Here is a 26,941-nt window from a genome sequence, read left to right as displayed (position 1 = left end):
CCGTACGCGGCAGACCGGAACCGAAAGCGACGAGCCAGCAGCGGGAACAGCGAACCGGGAGCAGGAACGGCGGGTCGGCTGAAACGGAGCCCGGCGGACCAAGACCGTACGCGGCAGACCGGAACCAGTAGCGACGAGCCAGGAGCGGGAGCGGTCGGCCGGTCGAGGCAGGGCTTGGTGGGACGGGACCGGAAGCGGTGCGTCCGGGAACGGCTGGCCCGGGCGGGGTGCCGCGAAGCGGAACCGGGAGCGGCTGGCCGGGGGCTTGAGCGTCGGCGTGGCTGACCGCCCGGACCCGACTGTCATGTCCCGCACAGTGCGGTCCGGTGGCACACTTCGCCGGTGACCACATCGCTCATACCCTCTCCTCCCCGGCCCTGGGCAGCCGCTCCAGGCGGGTCGGCCCGTCCCGGCTGGTGGCCGCGCTCCCGCCCGGCGCGCGGCCGATGACCGCGACCGAGCGGGCGGCCGCCGCGCCCGTCACCGTCGAGGACCTGCCCGCGCTGCGGCGGCGCGTGACCGCCGTCCTCGTCGCGAGCCAGATACTCGGCGGGCTCGGAGTGGCCACCGGCATCGCGCTCGCCGCCGTGCTCGCCAAGGACGTCAGCGGCAGCGAGTCCCTGTCGGGGCTCGCGCCCACGGCGACGGTCGCCGGGACCGCTGTCCTGTCGGTGCCGCTGGCCGCGCTGATGACCGCGCGGGGCCGTCGCCCCGGCCTCGTCCTCGCGTATCTGATCGGGACGCTCGGCGCCGCGCTCGTCGTGGTGGCCGCGACCGTCGGGAGCTTCCCGCTGCTGCTCGTGGGCATGGCCGGGTTCGGCGCGGCGTCCTCGGCGAACCTCCAGGCCCGGTTCGCGGCCGCCGACCTGGCCGAGCCGACGGCCCGGGCCCGGGCGATCTCCAACGTCGTCTGGGCCACGACCATCGGCGCGGTCCTCGGCCCCAACATCGCGGCGCCCGCGGGCCGCAGCGTGGCCGGGCTCGGCATCCCGAAGGCGTCGGGGGCGTTCGTCTGGGCGGCCGGGGTGTTCCTGATCTCGGCGGTCCTCGTGGCGGCGCTGCTGCGCCCCGATCCGCTGCTCACCGCCCGCCGCCTCGATCCCGCCGCGGACTCATCGGCCGCGGGGCGGTCGCTGCGGGCCGGGTTCGCCGCCGTCGCCGCGTCGGGGCGGGCCCGGCTCGCCCTGGTGACGGTCGCCGTCGCGCACACCGCCATGGTCTCGATCATGTCGATGACACCGGTCGACCTCGGGCACCACGGGGCGAGCATCGACCTGATCGGCCTGGTCATCAGCGGGCACATCGCGGGCATGTACGCGTTCTCACCGGTGATGGGGCGCCTCGCCGACCGGCTCGGACGGCTCAGCGTGATCGGCCTCTGCGTGGGCCTGCTCGCCGTCTCGGCCCTGCTCGCGGGCACGGCGCGCGGCAGCCACGCGCAGACGGCCGCGGGCCTGTTCCTGCTCGGCCTCGGCTGGTCGGCGGGCCTGGTGTCCGGCTCCGCGCTGCTCACCGACTCCGTGCCGCAGGCGGCCCGCGCCGCCGCCCAGGGCCTGTCGGACCTGACGATGAACACGGCGGCGGGCGTCGGCGGGGCGATCGCGGGCCTCGTCGTCGCGCGGGCGAGCTACGGCTGGCTCAACCTCTCGGCGGCGCTCCTGCTGCTTCCGCTGGCCGCCCTGGCCCTGTTCACGCGGGCGCCGCGGGACGCTAGGCGCTCAGCGTGATGTGGTAGGCCTTGCGCAGCGTCTCGTGCACGGTCCACGTCGTGCGGTCGCCCTCGCGCAGGACGGCCGCGTCGCCGGGGCCGACCTCGATCACGTCGCCGCCCTCCACCTCGATGGTCGCGCGGCCGCTGACGACCACGAAGAGCTCGTTGGCCTCGGTGTCGGTCACCACGCCCGGCGTGATCTGCCAGATGCCCCGCAGCTGCTTGCCGTCGGCTGACTCCCACAGGACCTTGCCGGTGACCACGGGGTCACCGGACACGATCTGCCCCGGGTCGAGCGGCTCTTCCTCCAGTTCGACGTCCGGGATGTGCACGGCGAAGGAGGCGGCGGTCTGATCATTCGTGGTCATGGCCGGTCACCCTAATGGGTTTGCCGCCGGGCCCCGCCCGCCAGGGATGAACCCAGGAACTCAAGGAGACCCGATGGGCAGGAGGCGGATCCGTGGTGGTGGTGTCCGACGAGGTACAGACAGCTCTCGCGCGACGGCGGCCGGTCGTGGCCCTGGAGTCCACGATCATCGCGCACGGGCTGCCGCGTCCGCGCAATCTGCACGTGGCACGCGAGTTGGAGCAGGTGGTACGAGATGAGGGCGCCGTCCCCGCGACGATCGCCGTCCTGGACGGGCGCCCCCACGTAGGCCTCGACAAGGAGCAGTTGGAGCGGATCGCCGGACACGCCGGGGGCACCGGGCTTTCCGAGCGGGAGACCATCCGCAAGCTGGGCCACCGCGATCTGCCGCTCGCCGTCGCCACGGGGGCGAGCGGGGCGACCACGGTGTCGGCGACGGCGCTGCTCGCCGCGCGTGCGGGCGTGCGCGTGTTCGCGACCGGCGGGCTCGGCGGGGTGCACCGGGAGTGGACGGTGACCCAGGACGAGTCCGCCGACCTGGGGCTGCTCGCACGGACCCGGATCACCGTGGTGTGCGCGGGCGTCAAGTCGATCCTGGACGTGGCGGCGACGCTCCAGCGCCTGGAGACACTGGGCGTGGCGGTGGCCGGATACGCGACGGAACGCTTCCCCGGCTTCTACCTCGCGGACTCGGGCCACCCCGTGGACTGGACCTTGCGCACGCCGGACGAGGTGGCCGACGTGATGCGGGCGCAGGACGCGCTGGCCGGGCCGGAGTCCGCGCTCGTCGTCGCGAACCCCGTACCGGAGGCGGAACAGCTGGATCCCGCGCTCCACACGCGCGTACTCGACCAGGCGCTACGGGAGTGCGACGCGCAGGGGGTGACAGGGCAGGCGGTGACGCCGTTCCTCCTGGACTACTTGGTGCGGCACACCGACGGAGCGTCCCTGGAGGCGAATCTCGCGGCGGTGCGCGGAAACGTTCGGCTCGCCGCGCGGGTCGCGGCCGCGTGGGCGCGGGGGTGACCGTCCCGGGGCGGGGCCGGGCTCCGGGTCTGCTGGTGGTCGGGGACATCGTCACCGACATCGTCGCCCGGCACCGTACGCCCCTCGCGCCCGGCACCGACACGGCGGCCGCGATCCGTACGGTGGCGGGCGGCGCGGGCGCCAACGTCGCGTGCTGGGCGGCCCACTGGGGCCACGCGGACGTACGGTTCCTGGGGCGGGTCGGCGCCGACGCGGCGGCGTGGCACGAGGACCTGCTCGTCCGGTCGGCGGTGCATCCCCATCTCGTCGTCGACCCCGGCGCCCCGACCGGCACCGTCATCAGCCTGGTGGACGCGGGCGGCGCGGCGGAGCGCACATTCCTCACGGACAGCGGCGCGTCACTGCGGCTCGCACCCGGCGACTGGACGCCGTCGCTGCTCGACGGCGTGGGCTGGCTGCACCTGTCGGGCTACTTGTTCTTCGCCGAACCGAGCCGGGCGGTGGCGCGGGCGGCGCTGGACGCCGCGCGGGCGCGGGACGTGACCGTGAGCGTGGATCCGGCGTCGTCGGGGTTCCTGGCGCGGCACGGCGTGGACCGCTTCCTGGCGGGCGTGGCCGGCGTGGACGTACTGCTGCCGAGCCGCGACGAGGCGGAGCTCCTCACCGGCCTGCGGGAGGCGGAGGCCGCGGCGGAGGCGCTGAGCCGCCGCTTCCCCGAAGTGGTGGTCACGTTGGGCGGCGCGGGCGCGCTGGCGGCCACGGACGGGGACGTGCGCGTACGGGTAGCCGCACGACCGGCACGGGCGCGGGACTCCACGGGCGCGGGCGACGCGTTCACCGGGGCGTTCGTCGCGTCGCGGATGGCGGGGGCGGAGCTGGGGCAGGCGGTGGCCGAGGGCTGCCGGGCCGGGGCGCTGGCGGTGTCGCGGGTGGGGGCACGGCCCGTGCCTCCGGTGCCGCCGCGGGAGCGGCGGTGACGGCGTGTGCCGACCGCGTCAGCGCGGCCGCGCCGGGGCAGGTGCGCCGGGCCGGTGAAAGGCATCCGAGTCGCACAGGTTCGGACTGGAATCTTCCGTTCCCACAGGGTCAAACGCGTTGTCGGCTCTGGCTGGCAGACTTGCTCATCAAGTCCAGCGCGAGGAGCGACACATGTCGATGGGGGTCAACTTGCGGAAGGTGGGGAACCTCCGCAAGGTCGGAAACCTGCGGACCGTCCGCGGTCTGCGAAGGGTCGCGGGCCTGACCCGGCGCAGCCCACGCGTCGACCTGAGCCACCCCGCCCGCTCCCCGCTGGGCTCCTCGGTGGTGAAGTGCGTGACGTACCGCAAGGGGGTGCGCCAGACCTCGACCCGCGAGGGTGACCTCGTGGAGGCCGTGACCCGGGTCCGCAAGGACGCCGACGGGTTCGTGTGGCTCGGGTTGCACGAGCCCACGGAGCGCGAGTTCGCGGGCATCGCCGAGCTGTTCGACCTGCATCCGCTGGCGGTCGAGGACGCGGTGCACGCCCACCAGCGCCCGAAGGTCGAGCGCTATGACCAGACGCTGTTCGCCGTGTTCAAGACGGTCTGCTACGTCGAGCACGCCGAACTGACCGCGACCAGCGAGGTCGTGGACACCGGCGAGATCATGGTGTTCGTCGGCCGCGACTTCGTGATCACCGTGCGGCACGGCAGGCACGGCTCCCTGGGGCCGCTGCGCGAAGAGCTGGAGTCAATGCCCGAGCAGCTCGCGCAGGGACCGGCGGCGGTGCTGCACGCGATCGCGGACCAGGTCGTCGACGACTACCTCCACGTGACCGACTCGGTGCAGGCCGACATCGACCAGGTCGAGTCGGAGGTGTTCGCCCCCACCGGCGCGCGCACCGCCGACCCGGGCCGCATCTACCAGCTCAAACGCGAACTGCTCGAGCTGAAGCGGGCGGTGGTGCCCCTCGGCCGACCGCTCCAGGTGCTCGCCACCAAACCGATGCGCGTCGTCGCCCCCGAGATACAGGCGTACTTCCGGGACGTGGACGACCACCTGAAGCGGGTCACCGAACAGATAGCGGCCTTCGACGAACTGCTGAACTCCATCCTGCAGGCCCACCTCGCCCAGGTGACCGTCGCGCAGAACGAGGACACACGGAAGATCACGGCCTGGGCCGCCATGGTGGCCGTGCCGACGATGGTCTGCGGGATATACGGCATGAACTTCGACCACATGCCCGAACTGCGCTGGCAGTACGGCTACGCACTGATCATGGGGGTGATCGTCACGACATGCCTCTTGCTGTACCGGGGGTTCCGGCGCAACGGCTGGCTGTGAGGCGGGAGTTGACCGTGCTGGTTCCGCGCCGGGCCGGTCAGCCCTTGGCGTAGACGCTCTCGCACCAACCCGCGAGCTGCTCCTCGGTGAGGTGCTTGGCGAGGTCGGCTTCGCTGATCATGCCGACGAGACGCTTGTTCTCGATCACCGGCAGTCGGCGGATCTGGTGGCCCTGCATCTCCTCCAGGACGGCGTCCACACCGGCGTCGGAGGCGATCCAGCGCGGGGTGCCCTGGGCGAGCTCACCCGCGGTGACCTTGGCCGGGTCGTGCCCCATCGCCACGCAGCGGACGACGATGTCGCGGTCGGTGAGGATGCCGCACAGCCGCTCGTTCGCGTCGCTGATCGGCAGCGCGCCGACGTCGAGCTGGCGCATCAGCTGCGCCGCGCGGTCCAGGGTCTCGTGAGCGGGGATCCACTGGGCACCGCGGTGCATGATGTCTCCGGCGGTGGTCATGGGGTACCTCCCGGTGCCGGACGACCGGCGCGGCGCGGGGGCACCGCTAGTCCCGGTGCACTCATTGTCTCCGTGCCCTCGCGGGGCCGCACCCGCACGGCACCGTGCCCTCGCGGAGCGGTACGCGCGGCGGGTCAGCCGCTCCACGCCGGATGCCGGGGGTCGTCGGCCCGTACGACGACATCCGCCGTCGCCGCCGGGTCGTGTTCGGCCTCGTACCGCTCGAAGGCCGGGATCGTCCACCGCTCCTCCGCCCCCGTGCGCCGCCGCAGGGCGGCGGGCGACAGCCGTACGTGCACCGTCAGATCGAAGGGGAACCAATGACCCAGCAGGAAGGGACCGTGCAGCAGCACCATGCCGCCGTGCGGGAGGGGGACGTAAGGGCTGCGGGTCGCGCGGTCGGTCTCCGGGTCCCACAGGTCGGGCAGGACCCGGCCAGTGCCGCCCGCCTCCAGCGGTCCGAAGACCTCGCGCCACAGGGCACCCGTGTCGAACCAGCCGCTGTAGTAGGCCTCGACGTCCTCATGGCCGTACTCGAACCGCAGGGAGGCGGGCCGCAGGAACCCGTGCGTGCCGACGACGAGCGCGGACCGCCCGCGCACGCGCAGCGCCTCGGCGACGCCCGCCGCGAGTTCACCGGGCCGTGCCGCGGGCGCCCCGTCGAAGGCCACGCGCGGCCAGGCACCGCCGTCCGCCGGGACCAGCTCCAAGAGCCGCTCGGCGAGCGCGTCCGTGAGCCGTTCCCAAGTGATCGCTTCGAGTCGCACGGGGCCATGATGCCGCCCGGGGGTGCGGGCGGCTTCGCCGGGCGGGGTGATCCGGAGTGCGGCCGGGGCGGGGCGGGCCTTGGCCCGGGCGGGTGGGCCGCGGTGCGGGCAGGCGAGGCCTTGGCCCGGGGGTGGGCCGGGGTGCGGGCGAGGTCGGACGCCGTGCGCGTAGGGGGCGCGGCCCAGCGGGAAGGAACCGCGCATGACTGCTCCCCTCGCCTCGTCCCTCCCCTCGACTCCCTCCTCCGGCGCGGGGCTTGTGGTGTTCCAGCCCCTGAAGCGCAAGCGGTGCGCGCGGTGCCGGGCGGGGCCGCTGACGCTGCTGGCCCTGGAGGAGGGCCAGCCGTACTGCCTGGACTGCGCCGACCTCGGGCACCTCGTGTATCTGCCGCGCGGCGACACCGCGTTGACCAGGCGGTCGCGGGAGGACAGCGCGCTGTCGGCGGTGGTCGTCCGCTTCAACCGGCGCAAGAGCCGGTACGAACGGCAAGGCGTGCTGGTTGAGGAGGCGGCGCTGGCCCGGGCCGAGGAGCGGTGCCTCGCGGACGCGGAGGCGCGGGCCCGGCGGCGCGCGCGGGACGCCGTGCGGCGGGCGGCGCGGGACGAGAGGTTCACGGCGGCGTTCGCCGACGCGATCCTGCGGCTCTTCCCCAGGTGTCCGCAGGGACGGGCCCACCGCATCGCCGCCCACGCCTCCGTCCGCGGCAGCGGCCGCGTGGGCCGCAGCGCGGCGGGCCGGGCACTCACCCCGACCGCGGTGACGGCGGCCGTGATCGCGGCGGTCCGCCACGACGACACGGAGTACGACGCCCTCCTGATGCGCGGAGTCCCCCGGGCCGAGGCGCGGCGCCGGATCGCGGGGGTGGTGGAGGGGAAGGTTAGGGGGTGGAGGGGAAGGTGAGGGGAGGGGGTGACGCGAACGGATAGGGGGCGGCGGCGGGTCGTGGGGGGCGACCACCTGGCACCACCGATCATGGGCGGGTGGCCACCTGGCACCGCCGAGTCACGGGCGGACGGTCACCCGGCACCACCGAGTCACGGAGGGGCGGCCACCCAGCACCACCGAGCCACGAAAGGGCGGCCACCGGATACCGCCGAGTCACGGGTGGGTGGGTGGGAGACCGGCGCGGAGCGGCGGAGAAGGCGGGCGACGCTGCCGGGGCACCGGCGGCAGCCGGGCGGGAGGCGCCGCGGAGCGGCGCAGGGCGGACGGCCACCCGGCACCGCCGAGTCACGGGTGGGCGGGTGGGAGACCGGCGCGGAGCGGCGGAGAAGGGAGGCGAGGCCCCCGGGAGCCCTGGCGGCAGCCGGGGGAGGGAGAGGCTGGCGCATGGTGGTGCGGGGACCGCGTATGGCCGAGGGGCGCGTCGGAGCGTTTGACTTGTCGTAGACACACCACACCGTGCAAGATCTTGCGCGGCGCGCCGACCGTCCGAGGTCCGGTCCCGCAGAGGGAACCTTGTCCAAGGCCGGACCCACCCAGGGAGTTGCCATGATCGACGGACCCTACTTCGTGCTCACCGTCCTCGGCGCGATCGCGTGCGGCCTGGTGGCGGGCGTGTTCATCGGCTTCTCCACCTTCGTGATGAAGGGCCTGGCCGCGCTGCCGCCGGCCCAAGGCATCGCCGCCATGAAGGCGATCAACGTCACGGCGCTCACCCCGGGGTTCATGGCCGTGTTCATGGGGGCGACGGGCTTGTGCGCGGTGCTCGCCGTGGTCACGTTCGTGCTGTGGCCCGACGAGGGCACGGTTGAGCTGCTGCTCGGCTCGGCGCTGTATCTGGTCGGCTGCTTCGGCGTGACCGTGGCCGCGAACGTGCCGCGCAACGACGCGCTGGCGAAGGTGGACGAGGAGTCGGCGAGCGGGGCGGCGTACTGGCGTACGTATGTGAAGGAATGGACCTGGTGGAACCACGTCCGCACGGGCGCGGCCACCGCCGCCACGGCGTCCTTCATCCTCGGCCTCACCTGACGACACCTGACGACACCTGACGACACCTGACACCTAACGTCGGACACCCGACACCCGACACCCGACACCCGACACCTGCCACCTGCCACCTGCCACCCGACAGCGTCCGCGCGCCGCCCACCCCGGCGTGGGCCCGTCCGCATGCCCGTTCCGTCTCCGGGACGTACCGTGACGAAAGACGCGTACCGGTGTAGGGAGACGGCCATGGCCGACCCCAAGGGGTTTCTCAGGGTGCCGCGCGAGGAGTGGCCGCGGCGGGCGGTGGGCGAGCGGGTCGAGGACTGGGACGAGGTGTACGTTCCGGGGGCGCTGCTGCCCCTCGTGGAGCGGCAGGCGGACCGGTGCATGGACTGCGGGGTTCCGTTCTGCCACGAGGCGTGTCCGCTGGGGAACCTGATCCCCGAGTGGAACGACCTGGTCTCGCGGGCCGACTGGCACGCGGCGGCCGAGCGGCTGCACGCCACGAACAACTTCCCCGAGTTCACCGGGCGGCTGTGCCCGGCCCCGTGCGAGGCGGGCTGTGTCCTCGCGATCAACCAGCCCGCGGTGACGATCAAGAACGTCGAGGCGGCCATCGCCGACCGCCTCTGGGCGGACGGTCTGGCGTCGCCGCGGCCGCCGGAGCGGCTGAGCGGGAAGAGCGTGGGCGTCATCGGCTCCGGCCCCGCGGGCCTGGCGGCGGCGCAGCAGCTGACCCGGGCGGGGCACACCGTGGTGGTGTACGAGCGCGACGACCGGCCGGGCGGCCTGCTGCGGTACGGCATCCCGGCGTTCAAGATGGAGAAGCGCCACCTGGAGCGGCGCCTCGCGCAACTGCGGGCCGAGGGGACGAGGTTCCGTACGTCGACGTGCGTCGGGCGGGACGTCGACGCGGCGGCGTTGCGGGCGCGGCACGACGCGCTCGTCCTCGCGGTGGGGGCCACGGCCTGGCGCGAACTGCGGGTTCCGGGGCGGGAGCTGCGCGGGGTCAGGCAGGCGATGGAGTATCTGCCGCTGGCCAACCGCGTCGGCGAGGGGGACCTGAAGGTCTCGCCGCTGTCGGCGGCAGGGAAGCACGTGGTGATCGTGGGCGGCGGTGACACCGGCGCGGACTGCCTGGGCACGGCGGTGCGGGAGGGCGCGGCCTCGGTGACGCAGGTGGACATCCGTCCGCTGCCGGGCGCGGAGCGGGACGAGGCGGTCGAGCCCTGGCCCACCTACCCCCGTGTGCACCGGGTGTCGCCCGCGCACGAGGAGGCGGGCGAGCTGGGGTGCGGTCAGCGGCCGGACGCGGACGCGCGGCTTTTCGCGGCGGCGACGCTGCGGTTCGCCGGGGACGCCTCGGGGCGGGTGCGGGCCGTCCACCTGTCGGGGGTGGACGAGCGACGGCGGGCGGTGCCCGGCGCGGAGCGGGTGCTGCGCGCGGATCTGGTGCTGCTCGCGCTGGGGTTCCAGGGGCCAGAGGTGGCGGGCGGCGCGGCCGGGGAGCTGGGGGTGTCCCTGACTCCGGGCGGTGCCGTCGCGCGTGACGAGGCGTTCGCGACGGACGTGCCGGGCGTGTTCGTCGCCGGGGACGCCGGGCGGGGGCAGTCCCTGGTGGTGTGGGCGATCGCGGAGGGCCGCTCGGCCGCGGCGGCCGTGGACCGCTGGCTCATGGGCTCCACCCGGCTGCCGTCACCGGTGACGGCCATGGACCGCCCCCTGACCGGGTGACGCCCCGCGCCCCCGCAGGACCCGGCGCACCACCCCCGCAGGACCCGGCCCACCACTCCGCAGGACCCGGCCGACCGCCCCGCTGGGCCCGGCCCACCACCCCGCAGGACCCGCCCCACCCCACATCACCCCTTCCGCGCCACCCCACCAAACATCGGCACCGGCCCCTCCCCCACGGCCTCGACCGGCTCACCCAGCTCACCCGGCTCACCCGGTTCGCCCAGCTCACCCAGCTCACCCAGCTCACCCAGCTCACCCACTTCGGGACGCCACGCGTCGACCACCGTCACCCCGGGAGGAGCGAGCGTCAGGCCGTCGAAGAAGCGGGTGACCTGCGCGCGGTCGCGCAGGGCGAGGGTGAGGGCGCGCGCGGCGTACAGATCGCCCGCGGCCTTCGCCCGGTCGGGGGTGAACTCGCCCGTGCCGTGCGACAGCATCAGCCGACTGCCGGGCGGAAGCGCGGACATGAGCCGGTCGACCAGCGCGTAAGGGCCGTCCCCGTCGGGGACGAAGTGGAGCAGGGCGATGAGGGAGAGGGCCACCGGCTCACTGAAGTCGAGGGTCGCGCGGGCCTGCTCCAGGATGGCGTCCGGCTCCCGGACGTCGGCCTGGATGTACGCGGTGGCACCCCGGGGTGTCGACCGCAGCAGGGCGCCCGCGTGGGCGAGCACGATGGGGTCGTTGTCGCAGTAGACGACGCGCGCGTCGGGCGCGACGCCCTGGACGATCTGGTGCAGGTTCGGCTCGGTCGGGATGCCCGAGCCGATGTCGAGGAACTGGCGGACCCCGTTCGTCGCGAGCCACCGTGCCGCGCGCCGCATGAACGCCCGGTTGGCCCGCGCGATCGCGGGGATCCGGGGGTCCATCGCGACGAGTTGCCGTCCCATCTCCTCGTCGACCGGGTAGTTGTCCTTGCCGCCGAGCCACCAGTCGTACATCCGTGCCGGATGCGGCTTGCTGGTGTCGATGGCGGGCGACGCGGCGGCCTCCGCCGCCCCTTCGCCATCCGCCCCGGCCCCAATCCCGATCCCGGTCCCGGTCATCTGTGGCCCCCTCGCCCGTTCGGAAACGTAGGAACGTAGGAACGTAGGTCTGAGCAACGTCGATCACCGCGGGCCCGCGAGCCCGGGTCCGCGAGCCCGGGTCCGCGCGCCCGGGCCCGCAAGCACACCCCGGCAGCGTACGATTCGCGCCATTTCCGCGCCGCCCAGTGACACATCCACCGCCACCCGGCGGCGCCCGGCGGCGACCGATGCCCTTCCGGCAGCCCCCGGCCCCCGGGCTACGCGCGTCACGAAAGCAAGAAGTCCGCTTCCCCCGCCTTCGCTCCCTGTATGAACGCCCGGATCTCGCCGTCCGTGTAGATCAGCGCGGGCCCGTCGGGGTCGGAGGACTGGCGGACGGCGACCCGGCCGTCGGCCAGCTTCATCGCCTCCAGGCAGTTGCCGCCGTTGCCGCCGCTCCACGGCTTGTGCCAGCCCTCGCTGCCGAGTTCGCGGGCGGGCATGCCGTTGTAGATCCGGGAGGACCCGGGGGGCCGGGAATCGGCGCGGGTGTCGGCCCGTGACGCGGGGCCGGTGCCCGCACGGTGTCGATCTCGGTCCATTCACAGCTCCTTGCGGACATCCCGGAGGATTTCCTTCGTGCGTTGTGCGGTCGCGGCCTGGGCCGCCATGCGGTCCATGACCTCCAGATGCGTCGCCACCTCGGATCGCGCGTCCAGATAGACGGCACCGGTGAGGTACTCGCTGTAGACCATGTCCGGCAGCTCCGCCATGGCGAAGCGGAAGAGCACGAACGGCCCGAACGTGCCCGGGTGCGGGCCCGCCGCGAACGGCGCGACCTGCAACGTCACATGCGGCATCTCGGTGGCCTCAAGCAACCGGTCGATCTGCGCGCGCATCACTTCGGGCCCGCCGACGGGTCGGCGCAGGGCCGTCTCGTCCATCACGACCCACAGGCGCGGCGCGTCCTCGCGGCTGAGCAGCGTCTGGCGCTCCATGCGCAGGGCGACGTAGCGCTCGATGTCCTCGGGACGGGTCTGGCCGATCGCCCCGGACAGGAGCACACCACGCGCGTAGTCCTCGGTCTGCAGCAGTCCGGGCATGAAGTGCGGTTCGTACGACCTGATGAGGCTCGCGGCACCCTCCAGGCTGACGTACATGCTGAACCAGCCCGGCAGGATGTCGTGGAAGCGCTGCCACCAGCCCGGCTTGTTCGCCTCCTCGGCGAGCGTGACGAACGCGTCGGCCTCTTCCTCCGGGACGCCGTACGCCTTCAGGAGCAGCTGGAGATACGGGATCTTCAGCGCGACCTCGGCGGTCTCCATGCGGCGCACGGTGGCCGCGGCCACGCGCAGCACGCGCGCGGCCTCGTCACGCTTGAGGCCCGCTCGCTCACGCAGGTCCTGCAGGCGGCGACCGAGAACGACCTGTCCGACGGTCGGCGCCGACCGCGGTTCGCTCACGACTTACCTCCACCCACTACGCGTCACTCTCTGCATCGCTTTTTGCCACTTCGCGTTACTGTACGTAATCACGCGACGCGCCAACTCACGCCGCATGGTGAGGCGTTGCGAGAAGTGTGCCATGGGACGTCTCAAAGGAACATGTCACTGTGCACTTTTCAGAGTGGCTCTTGCCAAGGTGTTCGCGCCGGGGCGATAGTGGAGAGCGTGACTCCGCCCGCATCGTTAGGAACTGAAGCCACCGAGCCCCGACTTGGCGCCCGTGCCAAGGTCCGGACGGCGGCCGCCGATTCCCGCGTCACCTTCACCCTGGCCGCGCAGCCGAGTTCCGTGGCGCGCGCCAGGCGGCTGACGCGCGACCGGCTCGGTTCCCTCGCGGTCGGCGACGACGCCTGCGACACCGCGGCGCTCGTCGTATCGGAGCTGGTCACCAACGCCATCGTGCACACCGCTAGCCGGACCGTCGTCTGCGAGATCCGCACGGAAGCCGACACCCTGCGGATAGCCATACGCGACGAGGGCCGCGGACCGGGGGTTCCGCGCCCGACCGGCCTGCGAGGGCCTGACGAGGAGCACGGGAGGGGGTTGCTTCTCGTGAGCGCCGTGAGCAACGCATGGGGTGTCCAGGATTCCGGAGCCGGCCTTTCGGTGTGGGCGGAGCTGCCGATATCGCCGGGGGCGGCGTCCTGCGCCGCCCTCGACGAGGAGTTCGGCGGGGATTTCGGGGGCGGCGGCATCGGCGCCGCCCCCGGCGACGGTCCCCGTACGGATTTGGACAACTTCGGCTAGTGCGCCGAGGACGCCGTCGAACGGCCACGGCAGGGGCCTGACCGGCGGCGCTGACCAGGAGAAGGACCAGCGCGTGACCGACGGCCTTTAGGCCGACGTGACGGGGATGCGAGTGCGACAGTGAAGCGGTCGGGGGATATGTGAGCACGGGGACAGCGCGACTGTTCGGCCTTGACACCTTGGTACGGCTCTCGCGAGAGCGGGAGCGGGCGGTCGGACGGCGAGCCGTGAGTGTGCAGCCAGTGACACGGCTCGCCGTCCCCGCCGGAATGGGGCAGCCGCTCGGCTGCGACGCCGTCGCGACGCCCGCGGAGTTCGGCCCACGACTCCTGGAGCGGCTGCCCCGTGTGGGATGTGTGTACGAGGACGGCCCCCGGTGGTGGTGGATCGTGCCCGCCGAGTCCGACGAGGACCTGCCGTGGCCGCCGTCCACGCTCTACTCACCGGGTGCGGTCCTTCCGGACCCGGCGCGGGAACCCGTCCTCGTGCACCGGCCTCAGGGCACCGTCCCCTATACGCCGCCCATTCCCCTGTACGTGGCCCTGTGCCAGCTCTCCGGTGCCGTCACCGGGCGGGCCGGAGCCGTCCGCGCCTGAGGACGGCTCCGCTCAGGCGGCGGCGCGCGCGTCCTGCGGCGCGGACGCCTCCGGCTGCTCGCGCACGATCACCAGGAAAGCGTCGGTCGCCAGGTCCATCACGACCTCGGCACGCTGCCCCTCGCTGCGCCGGTCCCGCGCGAACTCCTCCGCGGGCCACGACCCCCGGGGCCCGCCCGCGGGAAAGCGCTCAAGCACCACTCGTCCGTTCATCATGTTCTCGATCCCCCGTGTGTGACTGAGCGTGCGACTCGTCGTACGGCTCAGTGCGGCTGGTGCGATCCGTGCAGAGCGACGACTCTGCACTGAGGAGAACGCGCGCCGCACCCCGAAGGACTCACAACGTGACCTAATAGACACGGAGTCGGGGCCGTTCGGGAGCATTCCCCGCGCGGCCCGGCCCGCCCCGGTGCCGGGCGGCTCAGTACCCGTACCGCCCCCGCGTCCCGTACGACTCGAACGACTCGTACGTGCCCCACTCGTCGTGCGCGTCGTACTCGTCGTGGTAGCGCAGCCGGGTGCCGCCCGCGGGCGCGCCGAGCTCCGAGGCGCGGCCTTTGGGCTCCTCCCACTCCTCCTGGCGGCCGAGCGCGGTGAGGTCGAGCAGGCTGGTGGTGGAGCCGATGCCGTCGAGGCCACGGTCGAACGTCGAGTACGTGTGGAAGACGCGGTCGCCGTCGCGCAGGAAGCAGCTGAGGCCAGGGCGGTCCAGGAGGCGTCCTTCGGCGTCGGGGCGCGTCGCGGCGAAGTCGCGGTTGAACTCCGCCCCGCACGTCGCGTACCAGGGCACCACCCAGCCCATGCGGGCCTTGAACGGCAGGACGCGGGTGAAGGGGGCGCGCGATGCGGCCACGAACGTCGTGCCGCGGGCCCGCAGATGGGCGAGGTGGCCGATCTGGTCGAGGAACGCCGCGCAGCCGCGGCAGCCCGCGTCCCACTCGGGGGCGAACATGAAGTGGTGGACGATGAGCTGGGCGCGGCCCGCGAACAGGTCGAGCAGGGAGGCCTTGCCGTCGGCGCCGTCGAAGACGTACTCCTTGTCGACCTCCACCATCGGCAGCCCGCGCCGCTCGGCGTTCAGCGCGTCGCGGGCGCGCGTGGCGGCCTTCTCCTTGGCGAGCAGCTCCTCACGGGCGGCCTGCCACTCCTCGCGCGCGACGATGTGCGGAAGTCCCATGGCGCATTCCTCCGGATCCGGTCCACGGTTCTCAGGAGGGTGGACCGTGGGCGCCGCCGGAACTCATCGGCCGCGCGCGGGATTTCTGGAAATTCCTCGGAACATGGCGGTACGTCAGCACACGACCGGGAGTTCCAGCAGGCCACGGGCCCGCATCGAGGGGCGTCGGCGCAGCTGTTCCTCCGGTACGGCGAGCGCGAGGCCGGGGAAGCGCTCGATGAGCGCGGCGAGCGCCGTCGTCGTCTCCAGGCGGGCGAGCGGGGCGCCCAGGCAGTGGTGGATGCCGTGGCCGAGCGCGAGGTGGCCGCTCGCGTCGCGGGTGAGGTCGAGGCGGTCGGGGTCGGCGAAGCGGTCCGGGTCGCGGCCCGCGGAGCCGAGGGAGAGCAGCACGGTCTCGCCCCGGGGGACGCGGACGCCGCCGATCGTGACGTCTTCCAGGGGGAAGCGGCGGATGGCGAGCAGCACCGGGCCCTCGTGCCGCATGAACTCCTCGACGGCGCCGGGCAGCAGGGCCGGGTCCGCGCGCACCGCGGCGAGCTGCCCGGGGTCGCGCAGCAGGGCGAGGACGGCGTTGCCGATGAGCTGCACCACGTTCTCGTACCCGGCGAAGAGGATCAGGAAGGCGAGCGACAGCAGCTCGTCCTCGCTGAGGCGGCCGCCGTCGCCCTCGTCCCGCACCGCGATCAGGTCGGAGAGCAGGTCGTCCCCGGGCGTCTCGCGCTTGTGCGCGATGAGCGAGGTGAAGTGGCCGAGCAGCCCGGCGACCGCCTCCTTGGCGAGGTGGGGCCGCTCGGGGTCGGGGGCGACGAGCGCGTCGGTCCAGGCCCTGAGGTCCCGCCGGTGCGTGGCGGGGACGCCGAGCAGATCGCTGATGACGGTGATGGGCAGCGGGGCCGCGTAGGCGGCGACGAGGTCGGCGCTGCCCTGGTCCCTGACGGTGTCCGCGAGGGCGTCGAGGAGCGCGTCGGCGGTGCGGCGGACGGGCTCGCGCAGCCGCTCGGTACGGCCGGGCGTGAACGCCTTGGTGACCAGGCGGCGGATGCGGCCGTGGTCCGGCGGGTCCATGTTCAGGAGGTTGGCGTCGAGCGCGGGCGGCAGCGCGAAGCCCCGGTAGTTCCCGGGCAGGGCGTGCGACTTGTCCAGGGACAGGCGCGGGTCGGCGAGGGCCTCGCGGACGTCGGCGTAGCGGGTGACGAGCCAGGCGGCGTTGCCGTCGGTCCCGGTGACACGGCGCACGGGCGCGCTCTCGCGCAGCCGCGCGTAGGTGCCGTACGGGTCGTCCACGAGGCGGTCGATGTCGTCGCTGCCGTCGAGCGGTTCGGGAGTCGCGGGTGTCGCGGGTGTCGCCATGGGGTTCACCCTAAGGAGTGCGGCCCGGCGGGCCGTCAGGTGCCCTGGCCCGCGGGCGGGCCCTCAGGCGTCGTACTCCTGGACCCTCCTGCCGTGTCCGCGCTCGACGAGGGCGGGCAGCCGCTCGGCCAGCTCGCCCGCCACCGCGGCGACGTCGACGGTGAGCAGCTCGCGGTCGCGCATCAGGATCTCGCCGTCGACGATCGTCGTCGTCACGTCGCCTGCGCGGGCGCTGTGCACGAGCGTGGCGGCGAGGTCGTGCACGGGCTGGGTGTGGGGTCCGGTGAGGTCGACCAGGACGATGTCGGCGCGGCGGCCCGGCGCGAGGGAGCCGATGCCCTCGCCGATGCCGACCGCGCGGGCGCTCTGCAGCGTGGCGTGGTGCAGGGCCTGGCGGGACGTCAGCCAGCGGGGGTCGCCGGTGGCGGACTTCTGGATGAGCGCGGTGAGCGCCATGGACTCCCACACGTCGAGGGAGCTGTTGGAGGCGGCGCCGTCGGTGGCGAGGCCGACGTCGACGCCCAGGTCCGCGAGCATCCGCACCGGGGTGGTGTCCCAGGCGAACCGCAGATAGGTGCGCGGGGCGCTGGCGACGGCGACGCGGCCGGTGGCGGCGCGCAGCGCGGCGGCGTCGCCCTCGACGATGCCGGTGCCGTGGGCGATGAGCACGTCCACGTCGAGCAGGCCGGTGCGGCGCAGGATCTCGAGGGGCGTGGCGCCGTGCCGGGCGAGACTGTGCTCGGTCTGGGCGCGGGACTCGGCGGCGTGCAGATGCACCGGCAGGCCGTGCTCGCGGGCGAGTTCGGCGGTCGCGGCCAGGTCGCCCTCGTCGACGGTGTACGGGGCGTGCGGGGCCAGGCAGGTGGTGATCCTGCCGTCGGCGGCGCCAGCGCGGCGCAGCGCGAAGTCGAGGGACGCCTGTCGGCCCTCGGGGCCCTGCGAGGAGAAGTACGCCTGGCCGAGGAGGGCGCGCAGGCCGCTCTCCGCGACGACGTCGGCGACGGTGTCCATGGCGAAGTAGTGGTCGGCGAAGGTGGTGACGCCGCCGCGGATCAGCTCCGCGCAGGCGAGCCGGGCGCCGAGTTCCACGTCGCGCGCGCTGAGGTTGGACTCGATGGGCCACACGTAGTCGTTGAACCACTCCTCCACGGGCACGTCCTCGGCGATGCCGCGCAGGGCCACCATCGGCGCGTGCGTATGGCAGTTGATCAGGCCGGGAAGGGCCGCCTGGCCGCGCCCGTCGAGGCGTTCGACGGCCGGAAGGTCCCGGGCGGCGGCCGCGGTGGTCACCTCGGTGATCACTCCGTCCCGTACGACGATCGCGGCGTCCTCGGCGAAGCCGATCCGCTCCGCCGCGTCGTGCACGAGGGCCGTGCAGCCACTGATGACGAGGTCGGCGGGGACGGGTGCGTCGGTGGCGGTCATGCGTTCACGGTACGTCGCGCGCGCATCGGCGCGCGGGCCCTGCCGACGCGCGGATTCCGCGGGCACGCTGGCCTGGACCGGCCGCCCCGCGCCGCCGCCCCGAGCACGGAAGGAGCCCGGCATGCTCCTCGGCACCTGGAACCTGGAGAACCTCTACCGGCCCGGCGGTCCGTTCGGCCCGAAGGACAAGGCGGCGTACGAGGCGAAGCTGTCCGCGCTCGCGGCGACGGTCGGCGCGCTCGGCCCGAGCCTGCTCGGCGTGCAGGAGGTCGGCGACCCGGCGGCCCTGGACGACCTGGCCGGTCTCCTTGAGGGCACCTGGCACACGGCGGTGTCCCGGCACGCCGACGACCGGGGCATCCGCGTCGGGTTCCTGAGCCGTCTGGAGCCGGAGGTGCTCGCCGACGTGGAGGCGTTCCCGCCGCCGCTGCGGCCGGTGCAGGGCGACGACGCGGGGCGGCAGGTCCGGGCGACGGGCCGGGGCCTGTTCGCGGTGCGGATCGCCAGCCGCGCGATCGTCGTCGACGCCGCCGTCTGCCATCTGAAGTCGAAGCTCCTGAGCTACCCGGGCGGGCGCTTCCAGCCGCGGGACGAGGGCGAGCGGGCCCGCGTCGGGGCGTACGCGCTCTACCGGCGCACGGCGGAGGCGGCGACGCTGCGGGCCCTCGCGGACGAACTCCTCGGCGGGGACGGCAGGCTGCGGGACGTGGCGGTGCTCGGCGACCTCAACGACGAGGTCGCCGCCGCCACGACGCAGCTGCTGCTCGGCCCGCCCGGCTCCGAGCTCGGCACGCCGGGCCACTCGGTGCCCGACCGGGGCGACGCGGCGCGGCTGTGGAACGTGGCCCCGCTGATCCCGCCCGAGCGCCGCTTCTCCCGCGTCAACTCCGGCCGCAGGGAGCTGATCGACCATGTGCTCCTGAGCCACCGGCTGCTGCGCCGCGTCACGTCCGGCGGCGCGGCGGGCACGGGGCTCCCGGACGCCTCCGGGGCGCTCGACCTGCCGTCGGTGGGCCCGGACCCGGCCGCGCGGCGGGGCGCGGCGGGCTCGGACCACGCGCCGGTGTGGGTGCGGTTCAGCCCCTGAAGCCCCGACTGGGCTAGCCGCGCGGCAGCACCGTCGAGAGCACCTGCGGCAGGGGCGACCAGTCCGCCGAGACGACGCTGGCGTGGCGTCCCGCGAGCAGGGCGACCCGGTCGCGGGCCTGGGCCTCGGTCGGCCGGGTGCCGTCGATGGCGGGCGGCACCTTGTGGGCGTCGGTCATCGCGACCAGGTAGCCCCGGTCGGCGTACCACTTGGTGTCGACGGAGCCGCCCGCGTACACCGAGGCGTCGCCGTCGAACAGCACGAACCACGGCCGGAGGGAGGCGTCGGCGTACCGGGTGCGCGGGTCGCCGGGCGCGGCGCCGAGGACGGCGGGGAAGGCGGCCGCGTCCCCGAGCCTGCCCGCAGCGGCCAGGTCCCTCAGATGGGTGGCGTACTCGCGGTCGGTCCACAGGGTGTCGAGGGGGTTGTTCTGCTCGACGGTGCCGGGGATCAGCTCGACGACGAACTTCCCCGCGAGCGCGGACCTGCTGGGCCAGCCCTTGGCCTGGACGGCCGCGTCGAGGGTGGCGCCGCCGGTCGCGAGGTCTCCGGGCCGGTACAGGGCGTCGCCGAGCTTGGCCTTGAGGAGCGCGTCCAGGTCGGCGGGCCCGCGCCCGTTCTTCGCCTGGAAGCCGTCCTTCATCTCGACCTTGATGAGCACCGGGCGGTGCCCGGGGTGGGCGTCGTGCCACGCCTTCATGTCCGCGAGGCAGCCGTCCAGGCGCTGGTCACGGGCCTTGGTGCGCAGTTCCTCGGGCCGCTGCGCGTTGGCGCAGTTGTTGTCGTTGCCGACCGGGTTGCTGTGCGAGACGCGCCAGCCGCCGCCGAAGACGTTGGTCCACACGTCGAGTTCGAGCATCCCGGCGCCGGAGTCGAGGGCGTCCGCGAAGTACGGGTACTTCGTCTTCTCATACGCGTTGTGGACGCCGACGCCGGTGGTGGCGCCGTACGAGGAGCCGTCCGTGGCGTTCTGGGGCGCGGCCGCCGCCGGGGTGGCGACGAGCGCCCCCGTCATCGCGCCGCCCACCATCACACAGCCCGCCACGGCCCCGCGTATCACCTTCAGCACTGCTGCCCCACCCGTTCTGTTGCTTACCGTACGTCAAGTCCTGGGCAAGGTACGTGATGCGGGTGGCCTGACGGAAGCCAGCGACTTACGGCCACTCGACGTGCCACTGCCGCCGGGCGGGCTCCGGGTCCTCTACCGTGGTCGCCCGCCGGAACCGGAACCAGCACCGGAACCAGCACCGGAACCAGCACCAGCACCAGCACCAGCACCAGCAGCTGCGCTGACACCCGCACCGAAAGGCGACCCCACCACCCATGGCCCTCACCCTCACGCTCACCGGCCCCCGTCTGGCCCTGGCCGCCTCGGCCGCGGTCCTCGCGATCGGCGCGCCGACGGCGTACGCCGCCCTGGACAGCGACAAGCCGGGGGCGCCCGCCTCCGCGCCCCGCGGCAAGCCCTTCGTGGAGACCCGCCTCTTCTTCGGCACCGAACGCCCCGACGGCGGCCCGGACGTGACGGACAAGCAGTTCATGAAGTTCATCGACACCGAGGTCACGCCCGGCTTCCCCAACGGCCTGACCATCCAGCAGGGCCGCGGCCAGTGGAAGGACAGCAACGGCAAGATCGAGCGCGAGCGCTCCTACGAGCTGATCCTGCTCTACCCGACGACCGAGGCGAAGAAGAGCGACAAGCTCATCGAGGAGATCCGCTCCGACTACGAGAAGAAGTTCAAGCAGGACTCCGTGGGACGCCTGGACGACCGGGCGCGCGTGGACTTCTGAGCCGCCCGGGGCCATCGGTGCCGGGGCGCCCGCCCCGGCACCGTCGCCGCCCCCGGCCCGCCCCCGGCCCGGCTCCGGTCTGCTTCCGGTTCGCTCCGGTCTACTTCCGGTTCACGGTGTGGGCCTGCACGACGTCCCCGTGCTGCACCCCGCCGCTGATGGTGTTGTACGCGACGCCGCCGCCCCGGCCTTCGCCCTCCTCGTGCCCCAGCTCCGCGAGGAGCAGCCGCAGTTCCGCGGCCGCCTCCGGGTCGGCCCGCAGCGCGCGCCGCATCCGGCCGCGCCAGGCGGCAAGGACGTCGGCCTCGGCGTCGGCGTCGCCCGCGTCCCTGGCGGCGAGCAACTCGTCGCGCGTCACGTCCAGTTCACCGCCCACGGCGTCCTCGTCACCGCCGCGCCGCCTCCCGAAGAAGGCCGCGGCCCGCGCCCGCGCGGCGCTCCAGCCGTCCCCCACCATCGCCTCGACCAGGGCCGTGGCCCCGGCTGTCACGAGGGCGGCCACCTCCGCGTCCATCGGGCCTCCTGCGTCGCGCCTCGGAAGGGTTCACCACCGTCGCCGCGACCCGTCACGTCCTCGCCACACCCCGCAACGCCCGTCGCCGCGCCCCTCAACGGTAGCCGGATCAGGGCGCGTTGAAGGGGCAGCCACCGCGTCACGCTTCCAGTAGGAAACTTTCCTAACAATTCCTCGTCCGTGATATTGACGCGCTCATGTCGGCTCGCCACCATTCCCTGGAACGGCCCTCCCACCCCCCACCCCAGGAGACCGACATGTCGCGAACCCTTCGCTCCGCGCTGCCCTCCACCGGGACGTCCCGCCGCTCACGGGCGCGTTGGACGATCCCCGCGGCCGCCGCCACCGCCCTCGCCGCCACCGGCGGACTGCTGCTCTGGTCGCCCGCGGGCGCCGCCGAGAACGACGGGATCGGCCGGGCCGCGTTCTCCGCCGTCGCCGTCGGGGACATCGCCGAGCAGTGCACCAAGAGCGACAGCAAGTGCGCGCACCCCAAGACCGCGGCGCTGGTGCAGCGGCTCAACCCGGACTTCGTGATGACGATGGGCGACAACCAGTACGACGACGCCCGCCTGAAGGACTTCCAGAAGTACTACGCGACCACCTGGGGCGCCTTCAAGAACAAGACGCGCCCGGTGCCGGGCAACCACGAGACGTACGACCCGGCGGGGGCGCTCAAGGGATACAAGTCCTACTTCGGCTCCGTCGCCTACCCCGACGGCAAGAGCTACTACAGCTTCGACCAGGGCAACTGGCACTTCATCGCCCTCGACTCCAACAGCTTCGACGACCGGGCGCAGCTCGACTGGCTCAAGCGGGACCTCGCCGCCAACGGCAAGAAGTGCGTGGCCGCCTACTTCCACCACCCGCTGTTCTCCTCCGGCGAGCACGGCAACAACCCCGTCAGCAGGCCCGTGTGGAAGCTCCTGGAGGGCGCGAAGACGGAGCTCGTGCTCGGCGGGCACGACCACCACTACGAGCGGTTCGCGCCGCAGGACACCGACGGTGACGCCGACGCGAACGGGATCGTCGAGGTCGTCGCGGGCACCGGCGGCGCCAACCCGTACAAGATCGAGGAAGTGCAGCCCAACAGCCAGAAGCGCATCACCAACACCTACGGCGTGGTGCAGTTCGACTTCGCGGACAACGGGTTCTCGTGGAAGCTCGTCGGGACCGACGGGGCCACGAAGGACAGCAGCCCCTCGTACTCCTGCCGCTGACGCCGGACCGGGTTCCCGCCCATGTATCTGGCCACCACCGACGCGGTCGCCACGACCGCCCAGGGGCGCCGCGCGCGCGGCCGCGTCACCGGGCCCGTCCTCGCGCTCGGCGTGGTCAGCCTCGTCACGGACATCTCCTCGGAGATGGTCGCCGCGGTGCTGCCCCTGTACTTCGTCCTCGGCCTCGGCCTCTCCCCGCTGCAGTTCGGCTTCCTCGACGGCCTCTACAACGGCGTGACCGCCGTCGTGCGGCTGCTCGGCGGGTACGCCGCCGACCGGGGCGGACGGCACAAGGCCGTCGCCGGGTCCGGCTATCTGCTGTCCGCCCTGTCCCGGCTCGGGCTGCTGCTCGCGGGCACCAGCGCCGCCGGGATCGGCACCGCGCTCGCGGCGGACCGCCTCGGCAAGGGCGTGCGGACCGCGCCGCGCGACGCGCTGATCTCCCTGCACAGCCCGCCCGACCAGCTCGGCCGCGCCTTCGGCGTGCACCGGGCGATGGACACCACGGGCGCCCTGCTCGGCCCGCTCGCGGCGTTCGCGCTGCTGTGGGTCACGGCGGACGCCTACGACGCGGTGTTCGTCGTCAGCTTCTGCTTCGGGCTCTTCGGGGTGCTGCTGCTCGTCGCGTTCGTCCCCACCGCCGAGCGCCCACGGCCGGAGCGCGCGCCCGGGCGCGGGCGCGCGGCCACGCGCTCCGCCCTCGCCCTCCTTCGCCACTCCGCCTTCCGGCGGGTGTGCGGCGCCGCCGCGCTGCTCGGTGCCGCCACCGTCGGCGACGCCTTCCTGTACCTGCTGCTCCAGCGGCGCCTGGACTTCGCGGAGAGCTGGTTCCCGCTGCTCCCGCTCGGCACGGCCGCGGTGTATCTGCTCCTCGCCGTGCCCGCCGGGCGGCTCGCCGACCGGTTCGGGCGGCGCGGGCCCTTCCTCGCGGGGCACGCCGCGCTCCTGGCCGCCTACGCCCTGCTGCTCCTGCCCACCGGCGGACGGCCCCTGCTCATCGGGACGCTGCTCGCGCTCGGCGTGTTCTACGCCGCCACCGACGGCGTCCTGATGGCCCTCGTCGCCCCCTACGTGCCGCAGGAGCAGCGCGCCAGCGGCATGGCCGTGGTGCAGACAGGACAGGCGCTCAGCAGGCTGCTCGCCGCCGCCGGGTTCGGCGCGGCGTGGACCCTGTGGGGCGTCGACACCGCCCTGACCTGCGCGGCCCTCGCGCTCCTGCTCGCGATCGGGGGCGCGGCCGCGCTGCTGCCCCGCCCCACCCGGCGCCCGCCCGGGGACACCCCGCAAAGGACGGCATGACCATGGCACCCTCCTCGCCGCGCTCCCGGCTCTCCGACCGCCCCCTGAAGATGTCCACCCGGCTGCGCGTGGCCGCCGTCGCCACGGCCGGTGCCGTCCTCGCCACCGTGGCCGTCACCTACACCGTGCGCGCCGCCCACGACGCCCAACCCATCGCCTCGACCTCCGAGTTCGCCCTCGACCGGGGCAAGCTGTACTTCCGCTCGACCGGGGCGGGCGCGGGCCGCGTCGCCCGCCTGCCCGTCACCGGCGAGGCCCGGCGCACCACCGGCGGCCCGACCTGCGAGCGCTTCTACGCCGCCGGGGGCACGGGCCTGTGCCTCCTTCGCCGCCCCGGCATCCCGCCCAAGGCGTACGCCGTCGTCCTCGACCGGCGCCTGCGCGAGAAGCGGCGCATCGCCCTGCCCGGCATCCCCAACCGGGCGCGCGTGTCGGCGTCCGGCCGGATGCTGTCGTGGACGATGTTCACCACCGGCGACTCGTACGCGGGCGGCACCTCGTCCTTCTCCACGCGCACCTCGATCCTGGACACCCGCACCGGCTACCTGATCAAGAACATGGAGGAGATCCCCCTCACCCTCGACGGCCGCCGCCACCACTCCCCCGACGTCAACTACTGGGGCGTCACCTTCGCCCGCGACGACAACCGCTTCTACGCCACCGTCTCCACGAAGGGCAAGACCTACCTGGTCCGCGGCGACCTGCGGAAGTGGGCCGCGCGCGCCGTGCGCGAGAACGTCGAGTGCCCTTCCCTGTCGCCGGACAACACCCGCGTCGCCTTCAAGAAGCGGGTACGGAAGGGCACGTCGGACCCGTGGCGCCTGTACGTCCTTGACCTGCGCACGATGCGCGAGCACCCGCTCGCGGAGCACCGCAACGTCGACGACCAGGCCGCCTGGCTCGACGACGGCACCCTGGCGTACGCCCTGCCGGGCCGCGAGGGCCGCAAGCAGGACATCTGGACGGTACCGGCCGACGGCTCCGGACGGCCGAACCTGCGGGTGCCGGGCGGGAGTTCACCGGCGGCGGTGCGCTGAGGAAGCCCGCGGCGGTGCGCCGGGACCCCGTACGCCCCGCGCGAAAACCGGATGCGGCGACGGCGGCCGGGCACGCACGATGCCCCCATGACCACCCACTCCCACATCGTCCCGTCCCTCTTCCCGCCCCCCGGATACGCCCACGCCACCGTCGTCGAAGCCGGGACGCGGCTCGCGTTCATGGCCGGTTCCGTGCCGCTCGACGCGACGGGCAAGCTGATCGGGGAGGGGGATGTGACGGCGCAGACGCGCCAGGTCATCGCCAACCTCGACGAGGCCCTGCGCGCCGTCGGCAGCGATCTGACCCGGGTCGTCTCGAGCAGCGTGTACGTCGTCGCGGACGAGCCGAGCGTGCTGACCGAGGCCTGGGAGGTCGTGCGCGCCTCGGGGCTGCTCACGCCTCAGCCGCACCCCTCGACGCTCCTCGGCGTGCCGGTCCTCGGCTATCCCGGCCAGCTCGTGGAGATCACCGTCACCGCCGTGGTGCCCGACGCGTGACGGTCACCCTGGGCCCGGCCACGGCGGCGGAGGGCCCCGCCGTCGCCGAGGTGTACCTGCGCTCCTACGACGCGGCCCTGCCGACCGTGCGCCGGGCCCACGGCGACGACGAGGTGCGGGAGTACTTCCGGCACGTGGTCCTGGAGCGCGGCAGCACCTGGGTGGCGCGGGCGGCCGGCGCGGTGGTCGGCATGATGGTCCTGGACGGCGCCGAACTCGGCCAGCTCTACCTTGCGCCCGACTGGCGCGGCCGCGGCGTCGGCGACCGCTTCGTCGCCCTGGCCAAGGAGCGCGCCCCGGACGGGTTGTCCCTCTGGACGTTCCAGGTCAACGCCCCGGCCCGGCGTTTCTACGAACGGCACGGCTTCGTCGCCGTCCAGTGGACGGACGGCGACAACGAGGAGGGCGAGCCGGACGTGCGCTACTCCTGGCGGCCGTGACGCCCCATCACAGCCGTGCCGCACGGGCCAGTTCGAGCGCGTACGACGGCCAGAACTCACCGGCTTCGGGCCCGCCCCTGCAGGTGCCGTCCGACTCGCCCGGCCGCTTGATCCACAGATAGGCGTCGACGGCAGCGTCGCCGGTGCGCGTCGTGGGCGCGGTGCCGAGGGCGCGGCCGGGCGGGTTGCACCAGGGCATGGCGCCCGGGTACGGGCCGTTGCCGTTGCGGCTGGTGTCGATGACGAAGCGGGGGCCGCCGCCGAGCGCCCGCACCAGGCTGTGCCCGTACTCCGCGCTCACCTCGTTGGTGTGGAAGTTGGACACGTTCAGGGCGAAGCCGTCGGCCCGGTCGACGCCCGCGCGCCGCAGCGGCGTCACCAGCCGCCCCACCTGCGGAATCCAGGTGGCGTTGCCCGCGTCGAGGTACACCTTGGCGCCCGCCTGCCGCTTCAGCCGGGCCACGGCGTACGCGAGGAGCGCGTACCGCTCGTCGGTGTCGGCCCCCAGGCAGCCCGCCACCGTCTGCGCGACGGCGTCCGGCTCGACGATCACGTACGCCGCGTGCGCGCCGAGCCCGGCGGCGAACTCGTCGATCCAGCGCCGGTAGTGCACCGCGTCCCGCGCGCCGCCCGCCGAGTACAGGCCGCAGTCGCGGTCCGGAATGAAGTACGTGACGAGCACGGCGGTCCGCCCCGCGGCGGCCGCCCGCTCCACGACCGAGCGCACCATGGGCCCCGGCGCGTCCCTGGGCAGCCACTCGGCCTGCGGCCGCACCGCGATCCGCGCCATGGCCCAGGCGTCCGCGAACCGCCCCTGCCGACTCCACGCGGCGGCCTGCCGGGCCGCCCCGGAGTCCGGGTTCACCCAGAACGAGACCCCGCCGTCCCGGCCGCCGGAGGCGGACGCGGGAACGGAGGCGAGCAGGCCGAGGGCGAGCGCGCCGAGGACGACACGGCGAAGACGAGCTGTCAGGGACAACGAAGGCTCCGAACG

Annotated in this window: 29 protein-coding genes; 16 read left to right on the top strand and 13 right to left on the bottom strand. The window is 73.8% G+C overall.

The window, feature by feature from the left end:
• Positions 1–446 precede the first annotated feature (446 nt).
• Positions 447–1,727: an MFS transporter gene (locus AC07A4_RS35200; RefSeq protein WP_478607338.1), complete on the top strand. Its 1,281-nt coding sequence runs from the start codon at positions 447–449 to the stop codon at positions 1,725–1,727.
• Here the strand turns inward: AC07A4_RS35200 and AC07A4_RS35195 are convergent.
• The gene (locus AC07A4_RS35195) at positions 1,711–2,079 is read right to left on the bottom strand and encodes a cupin domain-containing protein (protein ID WP_478606864.1); all 369 of its coding nucleotides are present in this window, start codon (positions 2,077–2,079) and stop codon (positions 1,711–1,713) included. The two genes, AC07A4_RS35200 and AC07A4_RS35195, sit on opposite strands and share 17 nt — an antisense overlap.
• A 92-nt stretch (positions 2,080–2,171) precedes the next feature.
• Between AC07A4_RS35195 and AC07A4_RS35190 the strand changes: the two genes are divergently transcribed.
• The 3 genes from AC07A4_RS35190 (at position 2,172) to AC07A4_RS35180 (ending at position 5,369) form a co-directional block, all read left to right on the top strand.
• Complete coding sequence (locus tag AC07A4_RS35190) at positions 2,172–3,104, top strand: pseudouridine-5'-phosphate glycosidase (RefSeq protein ID WP_478606862.1); 933 nt, start codon at positions 2,172–2,174, stop codon at positions 3,102–3,104.
• Positions 3,089–4,042, top strand: a complete 954-nt coding sequence (locus tag AC07A4_RS35185; RefSeq protein WP_478606860.1) for a carbohydrate kinase family protein — start codon at positions 3,089–3,091, stop codon at positions 4,040–4,042. The genes AC07A4_RS35190 and AC07A4_RS35185 overlap by 16 nt, the downstream gene beginning before the upstream one ends.
• A gap of 190 nt (positions 4,043–4,232) precedes the next feature.
• Entirely contained in the window at positions 4,233–5,369 is a 1,137-nt protein-coding gene (locus tag AC07A4_RS35180; protein WP_478607336.1) for a magnesium and cobalt transport protein CorA, read from the top strand.
• Between the two features lie 37 nt (positions 5,370–5,406).
• Here the strand turns inward: AC07A4_RS35180 and AC07A4_RS35175 are convergent, their stop codons facing one another.
• Positions 5,407–5,826 carry a CBS domain-containing protein gene (locus AC07A4_RS35175; RefSeq protein WP_478606858.1) on the bottom strand — a complete coding sequence of 140 codons (420 nt, stop codon included), beginning with the start codon at positions 5,824–5,826 and terminating at the stop codon, positions 5,407–5,409.
• Between the two features lie 134 nt (positions 5,827–5,960).
• On the bottom strand, positions 5,961–6,593 hold the full coding sequence (locus AC07A4_RS35170) for a nucleoside/nucleotide kinase family protein (protein WP_478606856.1): 633 nt from the start codon (positions 6,591–6,593) through the stop codon (positions 5,961–5,963).
• A 202-nt stretch (positions 6,594–6,795) separates the two neighbouring features.
• Here AC07A4_RS35170 and AC07A4_RS35165 point away from each other — a divergent pair, with 202 nt between their 5' ends.
• From AC07A4_RS35165 to AC07A4_RS35155, 3 genes are all read left to right on the top strand, one after another.
• Positions 6,796–7,494: a DUF2293 domain-containing protein gene (locus AC07A4_RS35165; RefSeq protein ID WP_478606854.1), complete on the top strand. Its 699-nt coding sequence runs from the start codon at positions 6,796–6,798 to the stop codon at positions 7,492–7,494.
• A 591-nt stretch (positions 7,495–8,085) separates the two neighbouring features.
• Entirely contained in the window at positions 8,086–8,565 is a 480-nt protein-coding gene (locus tag AC07A4_RS35160; protein WP_478606852.1) for an anthrone oxygenase family protein, read from the top strand.
• A gap of 204 nt (positions 8,566–8,769) precedes the next feature.
• Positions 8,770–10,257, top strand: a complete 1,488-nt coding sequence (locus AC07A4_RS35155) for a glutamate synthase subunit beta (RefSeq protein WP_478606850.1) — start codon at positions 8,770–8,772, stop codon at positions 10,255–10,257.
• 125 nt (positions 10,258–10,382) lie between these two features.
• On the opposite strand, the gene AC07A4_RS35150 is transcribed toward AC07A4_RS35155, so the two are convergent.
• The 3 genes from AC07A4_RS35150 to AC07A4_RS35140 all read right to left on the bottom strand — a co-directional run bounded on the left by AC07A4_RS35150 (position 10,383) and on the right by AC07A4_RS35140 (position 12,724).
• Positions 10,383–11,300: an SAM-dependent methyltransferase gene (locus AC07A4_RS35150; RefSeq protein WP_478606848.1), complete on the bottom strand. Its 918-nt coding sequence runs from the start codon at positions 11,298–11,300 to the stop codon at positions 10,383–10,385.
• A 248-nt stretch (positions 11,301–11,548) separates the two neighbouring features.
• Positions 11,549–11,764, bottom strand: a complete 216-nt coding sequence (locus AC07A4_RS35145; RefSeq protein ID WP_478607333.1) for a DUF397 domain-containing protein — start codon at positions 11,762–11,764, stop codon at positions 11,549–11,551.
• A gap of 99 nt (positions 11,765–11,863) precedes the next feature.
• Positions 11,864–12,724: a helix-turn-helix domain-containing protein gene (locus AC07A4_RS35140; RefSeq protein WP_478606846.1), complete on the bottom strand. Its 861-nt coding sequence runs from the start codon at positions 12,722–12,724 to the stop codon at positions 11,864–11,866.
• Between the two features lie 207 nt (positions 12,725–12,931).
• On the opposite strand from AC07A4_RS35140, the gene AC07A4_RS35135 reads away from it, so the two are divergent.
• Both AC07A4_RS35135 and AC07A4_RS35130 read left to right on the top strand, forming a co-directional pair.
• Positions 12,932–13,513, top strand: a complete 582-nt coding sequence (locus AC07A4_RS35135; RefSeq protein ID WP_478606843.1) for an ATP-binding protein — start codon at positions 12,932–12,934, stop codon at positions 13,511–13,513.
• A 227-nt stretch (positions 13,514–13,740) separates the two neighbouring features.
• Complete coding sequence (locus AC07A4_RS35130; protein WP_478606841.1) at positions 13,741–14,109, top strand: hypothetical protein; 369 nt, start codon at positions 13,741–13,743, stop codon at positions 14,107–14,109.
• A gap of 12 nt (positions 14,110–14,121) precedes the next feature.
• Here AC07A4_RS35130 and AC07A4_RS35125 read toward each other — a convergent pair whose 3' ends face one another.
• The 4 genes from AC07A4_RS35125 to AC07A4_RS35110 form a co-directional block, all read right to left on the bottom strand.
• Positions 14,122–14,322 carry a hypothetical protein gene (locus tag AC07A4_RS35125; RefSeq protein WP_478607330.1) on the bottom strand — a complete coding sequence of 67 codons (201 nt, stop codon included), beginning with the start codon at positions 14,320–14,322 and terminating at the stop codon, positions 14,122–14,124.
• Between the two features lie 208 nt (positions 14,323–14,530).
• Positions 14,531–15,286, bottom strand: coding sequence for a DUF899 domain-containing protein (locus tag AC07A4_RS35120; protein WP_478606839.1), 756 nt, complete (start codon positions 15,284–15,286; stop codon positions 14,531–14,533).
• A gap of 114 nt (positions 15,287–15,400) precedes the next feature.
• Entirely contained in the window at positions 15,401–16,636 is a 1,236-nt protein-coding gene (locus tag AC07A4_RS35115) for a cytochrome P450 family protein (protein WP_478606837.1), read from the bottom strand.
• A gap of 63 nt (positions 16,637–16,699) precedes the next feature.
• Positions 16,700–18,061: an amidohydrolase gene (locus AC07A4_RS35110; protein WP_478606835.1), complete on the bottom strand. Its 1,362-nt coding sequence runs from the start codon at positions 18,059–18,061 to the stop codon at positions 16,700–16,702.
• A 121-nt stretch (positions 18,062–18,182) separates the two neighbouring features.
• Here AC07A4_RS35110 and AC07A4_RS35105 point away from each other — a divergent pair, with 121 nt between their 5' ends.
• Complete coding sequence (locus tag AC07A4_RS35105) at positions 18,183–19,148, top strand: endonuclease/exonuclease/phosphatase family protein (protein ID WP_478606833.1); 966 nt, start codon at positions 18,183–18,185, stop codon at positions 19,146–19,148.
• A gap of 13 nt (positions 19,149–19,161) precedes the next feature.
• On the opposite strand, the gene AC07A4_RS35100 is transcribed toward AC07A4_RS35105, so the two are convergent.
• Complete coding sequence (locus AC07A4_RS35100) at positions 19,162–20,178, bottom strand: phosphatidylinositol-specific phospholipase C domain-containing protein (RefSeq protein ID WP_478607327.1); 1,017 nt, start codon at positions 20,176–20,178, stop codon at positions 19,162–19,164.
• Between the two features lie 293 nt (positions 20,179–20,471).
• Here AC07A4_RS35100 and AC07A4_RS35095 point away from each other — a divergent pair, with 293 nt between their 5' ends.
• A complete protein-coding gene (locus tag AC07A4_RS35095; RefSeq protein ID WP_478606831.1) occupies positions 20,472–20,939 on the top strand; it encodes a DUF3574 domain-containing protein in 468 nt (155 codons plus the stop codon).
• A gap of 100 nt (positions 20,940–21,039) precedes the next feature.
• Here the strand turns inward: AC07A4_RS35095 and AC07A4_RS35090 are convergent, their stop codons facing one another.
• Entirely contained in the window at positions 21,040–21,453 is a 414-nt protein-coding gene (locus AC07A4_RS35090) for a hypothetical protein (RefSeq protein ID WP_478606828.1), read from the bottom strand.
• A 257-nt stretch (positions 21,454–21,710) separates the two neighbouring features.
• Between AC07A4_RS35090 and AC07A4_RS35085 the strand changes: the two genes are divergently transcribed.
• From AC07A4_RS35085 to AC07A4_RS35065, 5 genes are all read left to right on the top strand, one after another.
• Positions 21,711–22,673, top strand: a complete 963-nt coding sequence (locus tag AC07A4_RS35085; RefSeq protein ID WP_478606825.1) for a metallophosphoesterase family protein — start codon at positions 21,711–21,713, stop codon at positions 22,671–22,673.
• Between the two features lie 21 nt (positions 22,674–22,694).
• Positions 22,695–23,972, top strand: coding sequence for an MFS transporter (locus tag AC07A4_RS35080; protein ID WP_478606822.1), 1,278 nt, complete (start codon positions 22,695–22,697; stop codon positions 23,970–23,972).
• Positions 23,969–25,009: a TolB family protein gene (locus AC07A4_RS35075; protein ID WP_478606819.1), complete on the top strand. Its 1,041-nt coding sequence runs from the start codon at positions 23,969–23,971 to the stop codon at positions 25,007–25,009. The genes AC07A4_RS35080 and AC07A4_RS35075 overlap by 4 nt, the downstream gene beginning before the upstream one ends.
• An 87-nt stretch (positions 25,010–25,096) precedes the next feature.
• Complete coding sequence (locus AC07A4_RS35070; RefSeq protein ID WP_478606816.1) at positions 25,097–25,507, top strand: RidA family protein; 411 nt, start codon at positions 25,097–25,099, stop codon at positions 25,505–25,507.
• Positions 25,504–25,947, top strand: a complete 444-nt coding sequence (locus AC07A4_RS35065) for an N-acetyltransferase family protein (RefSeq protein WP_478606813.1) — start codon at positions 25,504–25,506, stop codon at positions 25,945–25,947. The genes AC07A4_RS35070 and AC07A4_RS35065 overlap by 4 nt, the downstream gene beginning before the upstream one ends.
• Positions 25,948–25,954: 7 nt before the next feature.
• On the opposite strand, the gene AC07A4_RS35060 is transcribed toward AC07A4_RS35065, so the two are convergent.
• On the bottom strand, positions 25,955–26,920 hold the full coding sequence (locus tag AC07A4_RS35060) for a glycoside hydrolase family 6 protein (RefSeq protein WP_478607324.1): 966 nt from the start codon (positions 26,918–26,920) through the stop codon (positions 25,955–25,957).
• Positions 26,921–26,941 lie beyond the last annotated feature (21 nt).

The organism is Streptomyces sp. NPDC043996, assembly GCF_056435225.1.
Note: the sequence above shows the minus strand (reverse complement) of the source record. Positions and strands in the feature narration are given on the sequence as shown.